Raw genomic sequence first — 16,049 nt, 5'->3', positions numbered from 1 at the left:
GAATACAGTGAGTGCCGCCGCGCCCGATATCAGGCGCGGTCGACAAACCAATGACGAGTGAGTGAAGGGCTGCTCAGCCCTGTTGCATACGGTGCAGACGCGAATAGTGGCCGGCCTGATGCGTGAGCAATTCGGCATGGCTGCCCTGCTCGACGATTTGCCCGCGATCGACCACCAGAATGCGATTGGCATCGCGAACCGCCGACAATCGGTGGGCGATGATGATCACCGTGCGGCCGGCGCAGATGCTTTGCATGTTCTGCTGGATGATCCGCTCGGACTCGTAGTCCAGGGCGCTGGTGGCCTCATCGAAGATCAGAATCCGCGGGTTGCCGATCAAGGCGCGAGCGATGGCGACCCGTTGCCGCTGACCGCCGGAGAGCGAGGTGCCGTGCTCGCCGACCATGGTGTCGTAGCCCTCGGGCAGCTCCAGAATGAATTCATGAGCGCCAGCCATGGTGGCGGCATGCATCACCGCTTCGAGCGGTGCGCCCGGATCGCTCAGGGCGATGTTTTCGCGGATGCTGCGGTTGAACAGCATGTTGTCCTGCAACACCACGCTGATCTGCCGGCGCAGGGAGGAAACGTCGGCCAGCGCCAGGTCCATGCCATCGACCAGCACCCGTCCGCGCTCGGGCACGTACAGGCGCTGAAGCAGTCGCGTCAGAGTGCTTTTGCCGGAGCCGGAACGCCCCACGACACCAATGACCTCACCGGCCGCGATCTGCAGACTGACCCCGCGCAAGACTTCCGAGCCGTCGGCACGATAACGGAAATGCACCTGGTCGAACTCGATCTGCCCCCTCAGTGGCGGCAACGCACTACGAGTGGCCTGGGACAGCTCGGTGCGGGTGTTGAGAATGTCGCCCAGACGCTGCACCGAAACCCCGGTTTGCTGGAAGCTGGTCCACAACTGCGCCAGGCGCATGATCGGGCCGCTGACGCGACCGGCGAGCATGTTGAAGGCAATCAGCTCGCCCACCGACAGCTGACCGTCAATCACCAATCGAGCCCCCAGCCAGAGAGTCGCTACCGTGACCAGTTTGCCGATCAACGACACACTTTCGTTGGCAATGGTGGACAAGGTCTGGGTCTTGAAACCGGCAGCGACATAAGCCGCCATCTGGTTATCCCACTTACGGATGGCCTGAGGCTCGACGGCCATGGATTTCACGGTATCGATACCGTTCACGGTCTCAACCAGAAACGCCTGGTTCTCCGCGCCACGGGTGAAACTGTCCTGCAACCGGGCACGCAACAGTGGCGTGATGAGCAACGAGACCAACACGTACAACGGCAACGACAGCAGCACGATCAGAGTCAGCCAACCGCTGTAATAAAACATCACCAGGACGAACACCACGGAGAACAGTACGTCCAGCAACAAGGTGATGGCGTTGCCGGTGAGGAAGCTGCGAATGTTCTCCAGTTCACGCACTCGGGCGACCGAATCACCAACCCGCCGCGCCTGAAAGTACGCCAGTGGCAGGTTGATCAAATGTCGGAACAATCGCGAACCCAGCTCCACGTCGATACGGCTCGCTGTATGGGCAAACACGTAGCTGCGCAGACCGCTCAAGGCGGACTCGAACACCATGATGCCCAACAACCCTGCTGCGATGACATCGAGGGTGGTCAGACCGTGATGCACCAGCACTTTGTCCATGACCACCTGGAAAAACAACGGCGTCACCAACGCAAACAGCTGCAAGGCAAAGGACACCAGCAGCACTTCGCCCAACAGCTTGCGGTATTTGACGATGGCGGGAATGAACCAGGTGAAGTCGAACCGCGAGGTTTCACCCGGCAACCCGGCCTCGGAACGCACCAGCAGCAGTTCACCGGTCCAGCGCGCCGCCAGGGCCTCGAAGGTGATGACTTCAGGACGCTCCGATCGCGGGTCCTGAATCAGCGCCTTCCCTTGGTCCAGCTTGGCAATGATGAAAAACGTCCCGTCGCCATCGGCCGCAATCGCAGGCATTGGCGTACGGTCCAGACGGGGGATGGTGGTGTTGACCGATTTGGCCTTGAGTCCCAGCTTGCGTGCGGCGAGCAGCAGTTCACGTTGCGTGAATGGCTGATTCGCCGGAGCGAATTCGTGAGCCAGTTGCTCGGCGGATGCCACCACCGAATGAAACCGGGCCAGCATCACCAGACACACGAGACCGGTGTCTGGCGTGGGCGACTCGGCGCCCCTTCCTTGATCACTCATAAGCTTCCATGCGTGCCGCATAGCGGCAATAAATTCATAAATCTTTCAAGAGGTTATATCAAACCCGAAACAATTAGTATCAATACGACATCATCGCCTGAGATTTATTTCACTCAGGCGTATGAATCGATGATCAGAGCGCCTTGCGCTCCTGAGGCGGCAGAAAATCCCGATCCGCGTCGTAGTCCTTTGTCAGGTACATCGCCAGATCGGTCAGGTCGGTGGGGCTCAACGTTCCGGCTGCTTGCTTGAGTTTGAGCGTGTCGATGATGTAGTCGTAACGAGCGTTGTTGTATTCACGTACAGCGCTATACAGCTGGCGCTGGGCATTGAGCACATCAGCGGTATTACGCGAGCCCAGATCACGACCCACCTGATTGGCCTTGACCGAAGCCTGGCCGGAGCGAATCGTCTGTCGGCGGGCAATCACCTGCTCGATATCGGAATTGACGGCGCGGTAGAAGTTGCGGGTGTTCTGCACCACCTCGCGGCGCCGGTCTTCTCGCTCATCTTCGCTCTGGGCCAGCCGTTCGGTCGCTTCGCGCACTTGCGAGCGAGTCATGCCACCGGCGTACAACGGAATGTTCAGCTCCAGGCCGATGCTGCCTTGCGCGACATTTCCTCGATAGCCGTTACGCCCGAAGTCGGTGGGGTTGCTATAACCGAAGCTGTCGTTTTCGCCCTTGCGCCAGGACGCCACCGCATCGACGGTCGGTGCATAGCCGGCCTTGCGCTGGCGATTGGTTTGCTCGGCAGCAATCACCGCGTAGCTGCTGGCCTGCAATGCAAGGTTCTGACGTACCGCGCGGCTGACCCATTCGTTGGCATCGTTGGGGACCGGAAGCTCCACGGGCAGTTGATGTTGAATGCCCTCGATCGCCGAATAGTCCTGACTGGTCAAACGGGACAGCCCTTCATATGCATCGTCGACCTTGCGTTCGGCGAGTTTGCGATTGGCATTGGCGTTGTCGTAGGCGGCCTGGGCGTCGAGTACATCGGTGATGCTCGACGCACCATTTTCCAGACGCGCTTGGGCCTGTTGCTGTTGGCGCTTGAGCGCGGCTTCCTCCGCTTTGGAGGCAGCCAGCAAATCCAGCGCACGCAAGGTTTCGAAATAGGCCTGGGCCGTGGTCAGGACCAGTCCCTGTTCCTTGGCACCCAATTCAAGTTCGGCCTGCGAGACACTGGCATGCGCCGCTTCGAGTTGAAACCAGCGATCGGCACGAAACAGCGGCTGGTTGAGGTTGGCCTGAAATACCGCGGTGCTGCGAGTGCGTGTCAGACCCGGCTCATCACGTTGCAGACGCACTGACTCCACCGTGCTGCCGGCGTTGAGCGTTGGCAGTAACCCGGCCCGGGCTTGCGGAACACTTTCGCGCCGGGCCTGGTAATCATGGCGCGCCGCAGAAAGCTGAGCATCGTGCTCGACCGCCTGACGGTAAACCCCCAGCAAATCGGCGCGATCGGGACTTGCATCGGCAATAACCGGGATCGTCACTATCGTAAGAATGAGCAGCGGTGAAAAAAAACGGGTGGGGTGAGTCATAACAATCCGTGTCGAGTCCGGGTAAAACGATTCAGCCATGCTGATCAGGGCGCGCATCCTACGCCGAGCCCAAGGCAGCAACAAGACCGAACTGTAGCCACTAACCATCATCTCGAGAAAAGCCCTGCTCGCACGCCTTGACCTCACGGCAGTGGCGATAACACCCTTATCCGCATCACCCAAAACATCCTTGGCAACCTGTTCTCTCACGCTCGCGACATCCCGGAAAAATACCGCCTCGACGCGAAGACCGAGCAACGCGAGTACCTCGTCGACGGTGAACTGAAAACCTGGAACGGCCCCCTCGCCGTGGTCCGCAGCCCGGTCTACGTGGCCGGCGAAAATGGGGCGAACAAGTGATCCTCGGGATGGAAACAGACCCGGCCCGAGCGGTTCATTTATTTCGAAAGTTTCATATGTTTTTATCAGTAAATCTGAAAAGTCTACGGTGCTGATCCTTCAAAAAAATGCGTAACTCATTGATTTTATTAATAACAAATAATCATCTTTTTTGAAGCCCTTACAGTAGCCAGCCGTCGGAGCCGATCAGTTAACCCGTAACACGATCTCTGCTACAGATCGTCTTACGGCTTAACTGATCGGCAATACGCCGAAAGGCGCCCTTTTTCTACGTTGAAACGTGCACCTGCAGTCGTCGTCCGACGACATCCATCAAATCACAGCCATCGCGCAGTGAAGTCACCAACACCCGCGCCAGCTCACTGTGGACACCCTCGCCAAACGCAATGCTCTCCAGCAGTTGCGTTGCGGTACGAATGCGGTAGGCCGCGGTTTCATGCAACACGTCCAGTGGTGCTTCAGTGTCGATCAGCAATGATGGGATGTTGCAGTCGATGCCAGTGATAGGCATGTATCGATCCATGATGAAAAACCTCCATTGGGAAAAGGCACACGATTATTCAGCGTTGGCAGTTGGACGACCTTCAGACGATCCCCGGGGCGGCTCCAGGTTGTCCAGCGCTCGATTGACCAGCAATTCGCCCAGCGCGGACAGTTGCTGAATACCCACAATGACATGGCGACGAGGGCCTTCCAGTTCACGGGCGAGATCAGTGGCCATGACACTGAGGGAGGCGAGGGTTTCAGAGGCGTGACAGAGCAGGGATTCCATGTCGACATCCGGAACGACGGCGAAGAAATACTTGGCAGATTCGGGACGTGTGTGATTGCGCAGGGGCACGCTGACGAGTTGTTCGGTGACTTTGGCGGGATTGGATGAATCGACGGTGTTGTTGGGGGAATCGTTTGGTGATTCCGCGGATTGGATGGTGGATTTTTTCATAACAGAGCTCCTTGCAAAGTTAAAAAATGCAAGTCCCACACTGCCAGCCGGGACAAGGATGCTTACTGTACGCGTGTTATTAGAGAGGTAAAAACATTAATAATAAATTTAACTTTGTTAATCAAACAAGTGAACATCTGTGCAAAAAAATGATTATAAATGGTTAATATTTGTACATTTAGCAAGATTCGATAGCTACAAAAAAATAGACGATATTTCCCCCGGCAAACTGTGCCGCACACGAAACAACCATTACTTCCTCATTTCTGTAAGAAATTTCGGTGATATGCCCCTACGCCCCCACCGCGACACATTATCTAACGTTTGCCAACGTGCTTACGGCATTATTTTGCACATAATTCAAGCATTCAGGATGTAGGGCTCTCTGAAAACAACACCACCATCGTTACTCAGCTGTATCGGGGAAATTTTCTCTAGCAATAAACAAACGGTGATATTTAATGCACAGAAAAGAAAAAACAGAAACCTTGAAAAACAATATTAAGTATCTGATAAAAAGTCGCGGAGAAACACAACTATCACTATGCAACTCAATTGGTTTAACCAGAACTACGATATACAACATTTTGGAGGGTAAAGTTGTAAATGTTCAACAGTCCACAATTCGCAAGATTTCTGATTTTTTCGGAGTATCCTATAAAGAAATAGAAAGCATAGATTTTGAGGAGAAAGAGATAATCGAAAGTAGTATTTCCCTTCACGGAAACATGAATCCAGCCGCAGTCCCCATAATCAAAGAAAGCCTGCTTATTCAGAGTTTGGACAAAAGAATCGGTGAGCTAGCGACACTTCATCCCTTGACATACTATTTCGGTGCTGCGTGCAATTTAATCGGCGTGCTTCTTGAGAGCGAAATCAGTGGGACCAATGAACCTGGAGACCTGTTAATAATAAACAAGGGACATTTGAACAGCGATAGAGAAAAATTAATATACAACAAGACCACAAGAAAATTATTTATAGCCAATGATCGCGCTCTTACTTCTGATGTTTTCTGTGTAGTAGGGGAAATCATTGAGGAAAGGTTTAATGATTAACAAAGACGCGATCGAGAACAGTAAATATAAATTATTGGGATTTGAAAACGATAAAAACCTAGCAATAATCATGATTCTCTCCACTGGAAAAGTTATAAAAATAACGCTGAGCTCGCTATTAAAAAGCGAGATACTGGATAATTTAAACAAAGCAGAAATAAAAAGCGTGTATCGGAAGTTCTATTCTCGCGGAACCGCACCGACCGCATACGAAGTAAATGATCGTCACGAAGGAGCGTGGATTATTTTTGTTGTATTAAATCTAATACTTTTTACGCTGTACATCTTTACAAACTTCGCCACGGCAAAATTGTTTTATCTAGAGCAATTTAGCGTCATTGTCACCCCAGGTGTCTTCCTGTATCCATTGACATTTTTAATAGTCGACTTATTGAACGAATTTTATGGATTCAGGCTTGCAAGAAAAGCTATATTGTTCGCATTCTTAAGTAACGCTTTTATTTTTGCTCTATTAAACGCCACTAGCTATCTTCCAGGACTGCCTAGCTGGAAGCTTGATACTTCTTATGGCGAACTCATCAGCCATGTTTCATCCGTATTAGTGGCGTCTTCCGTCTCTTTTCTTTTTTCCGAGTACGTAAACTCTTATTTGCTATGTAAAATAAAAGAGCTTACAAACTCCAGACTTCTTTTTCTGCGAGTCTTTTTTAGTACATTCTTCGCAGTGATAATCGACAGCTTCCTTTTTTGCTTTATTGCGTTTTATGGAACCATGCAAAACAGCGAAATACTACATATAGCCTATGTTCAGATAGCTATAAAAATGTGTTTTGCTTTTTTTAATATTCTACCTGCCTACGGGGCGAGGTCATTGTTTAAAAGGTACACCGCTCGCATCCAAACACCATAAAACCAAGGGGAGCTAGCAGTTAATAGCTCCACCCTGATTAGCAAGTTTCATTTCACAAACCTAATTGAATTTTTAGACTACTTGTGATTTCTGCTCTGCTTTCCAGAAATTCATTTAATCCTTTCGCACGAAGAACACATGCATCGCAGTCGCCGCACCCACTTCCCATTACTCCGTTATAGCAAGTCAATGTGTGGTAACGAATCAAATCCAACTGCTTATGGTAATCAGCCAAAGCCCAAGTCTCAGCTTTATTAAGCCGCATAAGCGGCGTCTCGATTCGAATCTTATAACCCATGCCCAAGTGAATGGCGCTGTTCAACACCTTGACAAACTCATCACCACAATCCGGGTAGCCAGAACTCTCTGTTTCACAAACGCCTGTGATGACAGCCTCAGCGCCCACTTGATAGGCATAAATAGAAGCCAACGTTAAAAACAAAATATTCCTGCCTGGCACGAACGTATCAGGCACACCGCTCCCCGTACTTCTTGCAATTGGAATGTGGTCGCGCGTCAAACTACTAATGGCCAGTTCGCTCAACAATGAAGCGTCTATTACTTTGTGTACCTTCACACCAAGCTGTTTCGAAAGCTGTTGCGCCACTTCGATTTCCGCACGATGGCGCTGGCCATAATCAAACGTAATGCAATGAATTTCATCGTACATCGGCAATGCATGGATCAAGCAGGTGGTTGAGTCTTGTCCGCCGCTGAAAACGATAACGGCCTTTCTGGTCATGGTTCGTTCTTCCTTGGGGTGTCCCGGCAGGGTACCGGGGCCGTTGACCCTACCGGGAAGCTCAAACTCTGGGTGTGGGAGGTTTCCGAAATGACCGTCTCCGATTTCCGTTTGTGTCAGTTCTATGCTGGATGCCCGATGGATTTTCCAACCAGTCATCACTGATGACCCGCTTCAAACGGCAGTTACGCGGTCTCATTGATTACTTGGGCAATTCGACAATGGCGCTTTCAAACCTTTGGAAGATCCATTCTGTAACCCGCCCCCGGCGCGCCTTCATGCAACGCCGACTGAATGTTCGCATACAAGGCGTTCGCCTCGTGGGTAGTGATTGATCGCGAACAATCACGCAGTACAACGCGCAGAAGCACATTTTCCTGGCCCGGCAGCAGTCCGAGGCGTTCAATTGCCTGCACAGGTAAATCCGAGAATCCCCAACGTCCCTTGACCTGCATCTCCTCGATCCAGTCAGAGTTGTCGCCAGCAGCTTGTAACATCCTCTCGGTCAACACTTCCTCGCTTAACCCTGGCGTTACCGCCAACGAAATATCACGAGCAATCGAAGGCAAACGTGATACAGCGCTCCAGGGATTCAAATCATGCATCTGCGCCTGTACTCGTACGTTCTGATCACGCAGCAAGCGAATATCCGGAATCCCCTTGCGCAGCATGGTCAGTCGATCCAACCCCATCCCGAGCGCCAGCCCTCCATGACACTGCGGATCAATCTTCAAGCGCTCTAACAAAGACGTAGCAATACGACCGCACTCCAGCACCTCGACCGCAGCGCCGTCATTCAACACATTCACTTCTATTCCGCCCTCCGTGTAGTGATGCGGACTATCGCTGTAGACCCAACGCTTGTCAGGAACGGCTGATTTGAGGATATCGCTGACCAGACGCAACACGTGGTCATGCGTCGACAGTTCCGGATCACCCAGCACCCAGATATCCATTTGATGTGGTTCTGCGCAATGCCAACGATCCCGACTATCTCGACGAAAAGTGATACCTGGCGCGGCCAGCAATATCGTTTCCCCCGGTTGCCGCACATGAGCTGCACGCTGAAGTGGCGCCGGAATTTGACTGGTGGTTTGTGTACGCAAAAGGGAACACTCATCGACCCAACGGGTGTGTTCACTTCCAAGAGTGACTTCTGCTGGGTCATAACCCAGCAAACCGTAATTTTCTTCAGCGGACACAATTCGTGGTCCGGTCTGAAGTTGCGCTTGGGGCCAGCCTTTTTCAGCAAGCTCCTGAAGAACTTCATTTAGCAATAGTCGGACGGCGTGATCGGGTGCGCTTGCCTCGGTAAGATCAACCAGTAGTAGAGCTTGATGGACAGACGTATCTGTCAGGCATTTCTTTGATGCATGCACTATATAACCCTCTATTAACAGTTGAACATTTGCTTTCAAAAAACAAAACCCATAAATAAACCTAACGACATCAGGTCATCAGCCACAACCAAAAAAAAGGAAAATATTAAATTTTCAGAACAATATTACAGATACGCCCTACACAAATAACCTATAGAGCTTTACGAGGACTCCAACAGTAAATTAATTCTAAAAAACTCCTAACAAATTATTTAACACATCAAAAACCCTGTATTAATTAGTCCACTCCCAAGCATTTCAGGGAGTACAAACCAACAAAATGAACAAGGAAGATCAGATGAAAAAGAAAAACATCATCAAAGAAAAACTCAACCGAATCACTTCTGGCCCGGATAATTTTGGTTGGGCACCTCTGGCTTGGGCTCACACGGGGAAGTAAATAATACCAATGAGCGACAAGAACTCTCTTGCCGCTCATTGGAAAGAAGAGGAGGATTTTATGCCAACATCAAAAATAATATCGACGCTCTTTGGTCAGGGGGAGTTATCAATAATTTCGGATTCAGAAGACTTCCTCAGAGAATGTGCGCACCTAGGTTTCAATACGGCAAATATTTCTGAGATTGAGAAACTACCAGAAAACAGTATTATTTTTTAATTTAGCAATGACGCTGCAAAATTGACGTTTGATATCGCAAAAAACACAAAAAATAAAAAAGTTTTTTTTTGCGCAACGCCATGTCGTCCTCATCCGAAATGCCGTTGCCACCGGCCACTACACCGAATTCCGAAGCGCGTTGGCACCTGGAGTCCTTGTTGTGGGAAATGCCGGAACAGGCGGGTGAAGCCTTTCTGCTCTCCCAGATTCACGGACATGACCGCACCCGGATCGCAGCGCAGCAGTCGGTGCACAAAAAACCGCTGACGCGTCGACAAACCCTGGCTTATCTAGCCTTGCTGTTGATCGCCTGCCCCGTTGGGCGCCCGTGACCTTCGAACCCCTACGCTCGCTTGCGCAGCCACTGCAAAAACCCCTTCTTCTGCACAACCTTAGGCGCTTCTTGAGTCAACCTCTGGGCCTTGTTCAAGCGGAAATCCAGCAACGCCTTCATCGCTTCGCCGATGTCATGCCGCGCATCCAGGCACGGTTGGAGGTATTCCCTCTCGATCCGGTACACGCTGCAGACCGTCTTGGCGCTGAAGTCCGCCGGCAACGCCGTATCCGACAAAATCCCGCCCTCGCCGATCACCTCTCCCGGCCCCATGCGCCCGGTTTCGAACTTGACCCCGCCTCGGCTCAGCTCCACCGATACGACGCCGGATTCAATGATGAACAAATGATCGCTGACCTCCCCCGCCGACAGGATCATTTCACCGGCGCGGAAGGTTTGCAGTGTCATGTTCTGGCTGAAGGTTTCTTTCTCTTCCTGACGCAGGGTCGAGAAAATGTTCGACGCGTCCAGCAATGCCCGTGGCCGTGACAGGTTGGCCGGTGCATTCGGTTCGTCGTTCGACAACAGGCTGACACCACTGGCCTGCAAGTGCCGGAACGCCAGGTCGAACAGCAGATTACGAACCATGCGTTTCTGGTCCATTGAGACCACGAAACCGCTGATTTCGTATTCCACGCCGGTGGCGCTGGTGCCCTTCAACGCTACGCTCGGCGCCGGTTTGTTCAACAGATAGCGGCATCCTTGCATCGCCCGTTCCAGCGCGTCGATCACCGTTTGCGGACGAGCGTGCGGGCTCAGTTGCAAGCTGATGGATACGCCGAAAATATCACTGGGCCGGCTGAAGTTGATGATCTTGGCCTTGGCCGCCAGGGAGTTGGGGATCACCGCCATGCTGCCCTGGGCCGTTTGCAGGCGCGTCGCGCGCCAGTCGATATCGGTGACTCGACCTTCGGTGCCGTCGATGGAGATCCAGTCATCCAGTTGATAGGGTTTGGTGGTGTTCAGGACGATCCCTGAGAACACGTCGCTGAGGGTACTTTGCAAGGCCAGGCCGACAATGATCGCCAACGCACCAGAGGTCGCCAGCACGCCCTTGACCGGCAGATCGAGTACATACGCCAGGGCGGCGATGATCGCAATCAGGAAAATCACCGCGCCGAGCAAATCCTGCAGCAAGCGCCCGGTGTGCCCGACCCGTTGCGTCATCACCGCGCCGATCAGCACCGTCAGGGTTCGTGCGCCGAACAGCCACCAGCCGATCTGCAAACCGGTGGCCGCCAGGTGCACCGGGACGTTGTCGGCCCAGGGCGCCGGCTCCATGGGGTTCATGCCCTCGTTGAACAGCAGGACACTGAACAACGAGAAAATCACCAGCCGCACAAACAGTTTCCAGTGGCTGCCATTGGCACTGAGCAGACGCCACAGCCCAAGATCGATAACGATCAAAGCCATCGCGCAGAGCAAAGGGTGATCGGTGAGCAGTGACAGCATCAAGCAACTCCAGCGAAGGCCAATGAGCGGAAGATCGCACACATTTCGCTTGTGGAGTTATAGCTTTGAAAAAATCGGCATAGGGGGCGGCCTTCATAGGCCACTCCCCTGCCACACCACCCGGCATGCGGGTCCGCACCGGGCGGTTCGAGAGATTGAGGTTATGAGAGTCGCACCAGTCCCAGCCTGTCGAACCATGCCACATCCAACACTCGATTCAGCTCAAATCGGCTGTTACGCCACCCGCTATTCGAGTTGGCCGCCACTTTCCGGGCCGTTTGACTGCTGGCTCCCAGCACCCTCAGTTCGCGGTAGATCGTCGGTCCACGCCTCCACTGCTTAAGCGGGATCGCTCGCAATCGGTGTCGTATCCATTCGTCCAGCTCTCGCCAGATTTTCGGTGTTTGTGACAACCCAAAGTAAGTTTTCCAGCCCAAGAGATAAGGGCGTAGATTTTCGACGACTTGTCGCAGACTGCGGCCACCTGAGCGACGGGTGAGTTCGCGTATCCGTTGCTTGAACTGCTTGCGCGCCTTGTCCTCGACGTTCAAGCTCCCGATCCACTTCGTCCAGCAGCACATTCGCCAGCAACGGCGACACCGGGCCGCCTTGCGGCGCCCCGCAGCGGCTTTTCTCGGCCACGCCATTGATCAGCGTTCCCGCATCCAGATACGCCCGAATCAGCCGGATAACCGCCTGATCCGTAATCCGCTTGCGCAAACGATCCATCAAGATGTCGTGATCGACCCGGTCGAAGAACTTCTCCAGATCAACATCCACCACCACTCTGCGCCCACAAGACACATGGCGCTGAGCCGCCAGAACGGCGTCCTGCGCGCAGCGTCCCGGGCGAAAGCCGTAGCTGTGTTCACTGAAAGTCGGATCGAGTAATGGCTGCAAGACTTGCAGCAACGCTTGTTGGATCAAACGGTCGATGACCGTCGGAATTCCCAACTCGCGCTGACCACCGTCGGGTTTGGGAATGACCACGCGGCTTACCGGACTGGGCCGGTAGATACCGGATAGAAGCTGTTTACGAGTCGCCGCCCACTGAGTCAGTAGATGTTCGACGGTCTGTTCATCACCAGCAAGATCTGGGTCGCCAACTTCGCCAGGGATCGACTGATCGACAGCCTCAAAAAAAGCCTGCAAAAGCTGCAAACCGACTACCTGGACTTGACCCTGATCCACTGGCCGTCCCCGGAAGATCAAGTGCCGGTCGAGGCGCTCATGGGCGCCCTGCTAGAAGCCAAAACACTCGGAGTGATTCCTTCGTCGACCAAACGCATCGCGCCACACTGGGATTAAGCGTCAGTCTCTCTTGAGGCTCTGATCAAGGCGTGACATGGCGTGCTGCAATTGATCGACGGCCTCGTCGATCAACGTCGCGCGCCCCTCGGCGCAGGCACGCTCCAGATGTTCGCAGCACTCGATCAAACGTTCTGCACGGACCATGCGCGCACCACCTTTGATGCGGTGCGCCAGGTCTTGCAGACGGTGACAATTGCCACTGACGTGCGCTGCAAGCAGATCATCGCGATCGTAGAGGTTGGTCACGGCCAGTTCGCGCAACAATTGATTGATCAGCGTCCGGTCGTCACCGACGTATAGCTCCAGGCCGGTCAAGTCGATCTCGGACGTTGATTGCTCTTCTACCGGCGCTGGCGGCTCACTCACAAATCGGGACGCCAACCAGGCACGCAAATCCGCCAGCCGAATTGGTTTGAACAGGCAGTCATCCATGCCCGCCTCCAGGCAGCGGACCTTCTCTTCAGGTTGTGCATTGGCGGTAAATCCCAGAATCAGCGTCGGCGGCAATCCATGGGCACGCTCTTCATCGCGTATCGCACCTGCCAGCTCATAACCGCTGACCACTGGCATATTGCAGTCGGTGACGACCAAATCGAGCTCATGTTCGCGCCACTGCGCAAGACCGCGCTCGCCGTTCTCCACCTCCAGCACACGATGCCCCAGATAGCTCAGCTGGCGTGAGAGCAACAATCGATTGGCCGGGTAATCGTCGACCACCAGAATCGTCAGCGGCCGGGTCAGCACCTGCAAACCGCTATCCACCCACTCGCGGGGCAACAACGGTTGCAACGCGATCAGATCAAGGCTGACTTCAATCTGCGTCCCCAGTCCGAGGACGCTGACGAGCTGCAATCGGCCGCCCATCATTTCGCACAGAGAACGGCTGATGACCAGCCCCAGGCCGGACCCGTTACGGCCGGACTGCTGGCTGCTGCCGGCCTGCACGAACGGGCTGAACAATCGCTGTTGATCGACCAGACTGATCCCGATGCCGCTGTCCTCAATGCGCACACTGACTGCCAGATGCCCCGGCAAACCCGGGTCCACTTGCAGCGTCAGGCTCACCTCACCTTCACGGGTGAACTTGATCGCATTGCTCAGCAGATTGGACAGCACCTGCTTGAGGCGCGTGGGGTCGACCAACACGTCACGGTCGCAGTGCTCACCCAATTCCACTCGCCACTGCACATTCTTCTGCCGTGCCAGGCCTTCGAACACCTGGCACACCGACGCCACGAGTGTCCGCAGATTCGCTCGCGCAGGGGTCAACGACAAATGCCCGGATTCAATGCGGGCGATGTCCAGGATGTCGCCGATCAACGCCAGCAATTGCTGCGCGGCTTCGGACGCCACTTCAATGGCAGAACGGTCAGTGACGCCCTCCTCCGCTTGCTTCAGCGCCAATTCGAGCATGCCGATCAGGGCATTCATCGGCGTTCGGATTTCATGGCTCATGGTCGCCAAAAATGTGGTTTTGGCGCGATTGGCATCATCGGCAGCGTTCTTGGCGTCTCGCAATTGCCCGAGCAGTTGTTGGCGCTGACGGATCTGCCGACGCTGCCAGGCAATCCAGGCAAGTGCGAGCAACAACAAGGCGCCGGCCGCAGCAAATGCCTGGAAAATCCCTTCGCGATGACGCAGCCAATAGCTGTCATCCACCACCACATCATTGCTCCAACGGGCGACCAGTTCGTCCATCTCCTGGGGCGAAATGCTCAGCAACGCCTTGTTTAGAATCGACTGCAACTGCGGCGCATCACGACCGATGGCCAGGGCAATGCGCGCCGGTTCATCGCCCACGGTGCTGCTGATCCGCAGACGCTCGCGGTAATACCGGGCAATCAGGTAACGGGTCATGAACAACGAACTGAGCGCGGCATCGGCTTGCCCCTTCATGACCAACTCCAGACCTTGGGCCGGGTTTTCGACATCCACCATCCGCACATCCGGCGCCTTTGCCTGAATGAACGAGCGCATCGGATGGCTGTGGTAAATCGCCAGGCGTTTCCCTGCCAGATCGTCCAGCGTCCTTGGGCTACCGGGGCTGATTGCACTGACCAGCGTGTACGGATTCGTCACGTAGGGGCTGGTAAAACGCAGCTCGGCGACGCCTTCGGTCGTAGGGATGAGGGCGGGCAACACGTCGATCTCGCCAGCCTTGAGTTGCTGGATTTGCTGGTCCAGGGAATGCCCCCGCAGCACGTTGAAGTTCAAGCCGCTGCGCTGGCTGATCAGCGTCAGCAGTTGCGCCGTCAACCCGCTGAATCGCCCTTCGGCGTCGTAAAACGTCAGCGGCGCAAAATTCTCGACCACGCCGACATTCACCGTCGGGTGCTGATCCAGCCAGCGCTTTTCACTCGCGCTCAGACTCACGCGCTGCTGACCCATCATTTTGGCCTTGCCCACGCTCCAGCGATGCTCAATGGCCGAGCGTTGATCCATGGGGATCGCCGTCAGGGCCTTGTCGACAATGCTTTTCAAACGCACATTGCCCCCAGCCAATGCGAAACCGAACGGGTTAGCGTCGAGGCCGGACGGCCCCACCAGGTGAACGTTATTGAGGTTGTTGTAGTTGATCAGGTAATTGGCGCTGATGAGGTCACCGAGGTACACGTCATCCTGCCCATACGCCACCGCCCCAAGCGCATCGACCACCGAGGCATAACGTTGCAGGCTGGCCTCGGGATAGAAGGCTTCGACGGTCTGCGACGGCAGATAGTCATCGACCATGGTGATGCGTTTACCCGCCAGATCGACGGGCATTTGCTCGTCCACTCGGCTCACCAGAATGGGCTGATCTTCAGCATAAGCACTGGAACGGGTCAGCTCGGGATCGGCCGCCTCGAAGTTGTTGGACGTGCCGAGCAGGTCCAGATCATCGTGTTTGAGCGCATTCATGGCCGCTTCGCGTGTGCGGTAACGAAGCACTTCGATTTTGACGTGCAGCAGTTGCGCCACCAGCGCGGCATAGTCTGCGGTGATGCCTTCCAGTTCATCAACATTGCGCGTGATCTCGAACGGCGGATAATCCGGCCCCGACACCCCGAGGCGCAAGACTCGCTTGTCGCGCAGCCACTGCCAGTCCTTTTGATTCAGTTGGACCTGATAGCCCTCCACCGAGGAACGTCCCAGCAAATGCAAAAGCTGTGGCTCGTCAGCTTCCGCAACCGGTGCTCCCGGTACACAGAACAGCAACAGAGCCCACAAACAATTACGCATGAT

12 protein-coding genes and 3 pseudogenes are annotated in these 16,049 nt (G+C 54.4%); 6 read left to right on the top strand and 9 right to left on the bottom strand.

Going from position 1 to position 16,049, the window contains the following annotated elements:
• Positions 1-73: 73 nt before the first annotated feature.
• Both ACYZT3_RS09860 and ACYZT3_RS09855 read right to left on the bottom strand, forming a co-directional pair.
• Positions 74-2,212, bottom strand: coding sequence for a type I secretion system permease/ATPase (locus ACYZT3_RS09860; protein WP_462031984.1), 2,139 nt, complete (start codon positions 2,210-2,212; stop codon positions 74-76).
• A 133-nt stretch (positions 2,213-2,345) separates the two neighbouring features.
• A complete protein-coding gene (locus ACYZT3_RS09855) occupies positions 2,346-3,758 on the bottom strand; it encodes a TolC family outer membrane protein (RefSeq protein ID WP_462031983.1) in 1,413 nt (470 codons plus the stop codon).
• Positions 3,759-3,932: 174 nt separating this feature from the next.
• Between ACYZT3_RS09855 and ACYZT3_RS09850 the strand changes: the two are divergent.
• Positions 3,933-4,126, top strand: a pseudogene (locus tag ACYZT3_RS09850) (NADP-dependent glyceraldehyde-3-phosphate dehydrogenase); the annotation flags it as partial.
• A 260-nt stretch (positions 4,127-4,386) separates the two neighbouring features.
• Here ACYZT3_RS09850 and ACYZT3_RS09845 read toward each other — a convergent pair.
• Together ACYZT3_RS09845 and ACYZT3_RS09840 are read right to left on the bottom strand one after the other, a co-directional pair.
• Complete coding sequence (locus tag ACYZT3_RS09845) at positions 4,387-4,641, bottom strand: hypothetical protein (RefSeq protein WP_282378559.1); 255 nt, start codon at positions 4,639-4,641, stop codon at positions 4,387-4,389.
• A gap of 33 nt (positions 4,642-4,674) precedes the next feature.
• Positions 4,675-5,061 (bottom strand): DUF6124 family protein, encoded by a 387-nt coding sequence (locus ACYZT3_RS09840; RefSeq protein WP_462031982.1) that lies wholly within the window; start codon positions 5,059-5,061, stop codon positions 4,675-4,677.
• Between the two features lie 461 nt (positions 5,062-5,522).
• Here ACYZT3_RS09840 and ACYZT3_RS09835 point away from each other — a divergent pair, with 461 nt between their 5' ends.
• Positions 5,523-6,119 carry a helix-turn-helix transcriptional regulator gene (locus ACYZT3_RS09835; protein ID WP_462031981.1) on the top strand — a complete coding sequence of 199 codons (597 nt, stop codon included), beginning with the start codon at positions 5,523-5,525 and terminating at the stop codon, positions 6,117-6,119.
• Complete coding sequence (locus tag ACYZT3_RS09830; RefSeq protein WP_462031980.1) at positions 6,112-6,990, top strand: queuosine precursor transporter; 879 nt, start codon at positions 6,112-6,114, stop codon at positions 6,988-6,990. Before ACYZT3_RS09835 ends, ACYZT3_RS09830 begins: the two co-directional genes overlap by 8 nt.
• A 52-nt stretch (positions 6,991-7,042) precedes the next feature.
• Here ACYZT3_RS09830 and queC read toward each other — a convergent pair whose 3' ends face one another.
• Both queC and srmL read right to left on the bottom strand, forming a co-directional pair.
• Entirely contained in the window at positions 7,043-7,732 is a 690-nt protein-coding gene (queC, locus tag ACYZT3_RS09825) for a 7-cyano-7-deazaguanine synthase QueC (protein ID WP_282378739.1), read from the bottom strand.
• A gap of 230 nt (positions 7,733-7,962) precedes the next feature.
• Complete coding sequence (srmL, locus tag ACYZT3_RS09820; protein ID WP_462032356.1) at positions 7,963-9,111, bottom strand: PheS-related mystery ligase SrmL; 1,149 nt, start codon at positions 9,109-9,111, stop codon at positions 7,963-7,965.
• Positions 9,112-9,520: 409 nt separating this feature from the next.
• On the opposite strand from srmL, the gene ACYZT3_RS09815 reads away from it, so the two are divergent.
• Together ACYZT3_RS09815 and ACYZT3_RS09810 are read left to right on the top strand one after the other, a co-directional pair.
• Positions 9,521-9,730, top strand: coding sequence for a hypothetical protein (locus ACYZT3_RS09815; protein WP_282378549.1), 210 nt, complete (start codon positions 9,521-9,523; stop codon positions 9,728-9,730).
• Positions 9,731-9,810: 80 nt separating this feature from the next.
• On the top strand, positions 9,811-10,062 hold the full coding sequence (locus ACYZT3_RS09810; RefSeq protein WP_282378546.1) for a hypothetical protein: 252 nt from the start codon (positions 9,811-9,813) through the stop codon (positions 10,060-10,062).
• 11 nt (positions 10,063-10,073) lie between these two features.
• On the opposite strand, the gene ACYZT3_RS09805 is transcribed toward ACYZT3_RS09810, so the two are convergent.
• Both ACYZT3_RS09805 and ACYZT3_RS09800 read right to left on the bottom strand, forming a co-directional pair.
• Positions 10,074-11,516 (bottom strand): mechanosensitive ion channel family protein, encoded by a 1,443-nt coding sequence (locus ACYZT3_RS09805; RefSeq protein WP_282378544.1) that lies wholly within the window; start codon positions 11,514-11,516, stop codon positions 10,074-10,076.
• Between the two features lie 161 nt (positions 11,517-11,677).
• Positions 11,678-12,596 (bottom strand): annotated as a pseudogene (locus ACYZT3_RS09800) (reverse transcriptase domain-containing protein); the annotation flags it as partial.
• Here ACYZT3_RS09800 and ACYZT3_RS09795 point away from each other — a divergent pair.
• Positions 12,585-12,782 (top strand): annotated as a pseudogene (locus ACYZT3_RS09795) (aldo/keto reductase); the annotation flags it as partial. The pseudogenes ACYZT3_RS09800 and ACYZT3_RS09795 sit on opposite strands and share 12 nt — an antisense overlap.
• A gap of 45 nt (positions 12,783-12,827) precedes the next feature.
• Here the strand turns inward: ACYZT3_RS09795 and ACYZT3_RS09790 are convergent.
• Positions 12,828-16,046: a transporter substrate-binding domain-containing protein gene (locus ACYZT3_RS09790; protein WP_282378542.1), complete on the bottom strand. Its 3,219-nt coding sequence runs from the start codon at positions 16,044-16,046 to the stop codon at positions 12,828-12,830.
• Between the last annotated feature and the right edge of the window lie 3 nt (positions 16,047-16,049).

The sequence above is a fragment of the Pseudomonas sp. MDT1-16 genome (assembly GCF_054898115.1).
The sequence above is the reverse complement of the archived record's forward strand: the minus strand, read 5'-3'. Positions and strand labels throughout refer to the sequence as shown.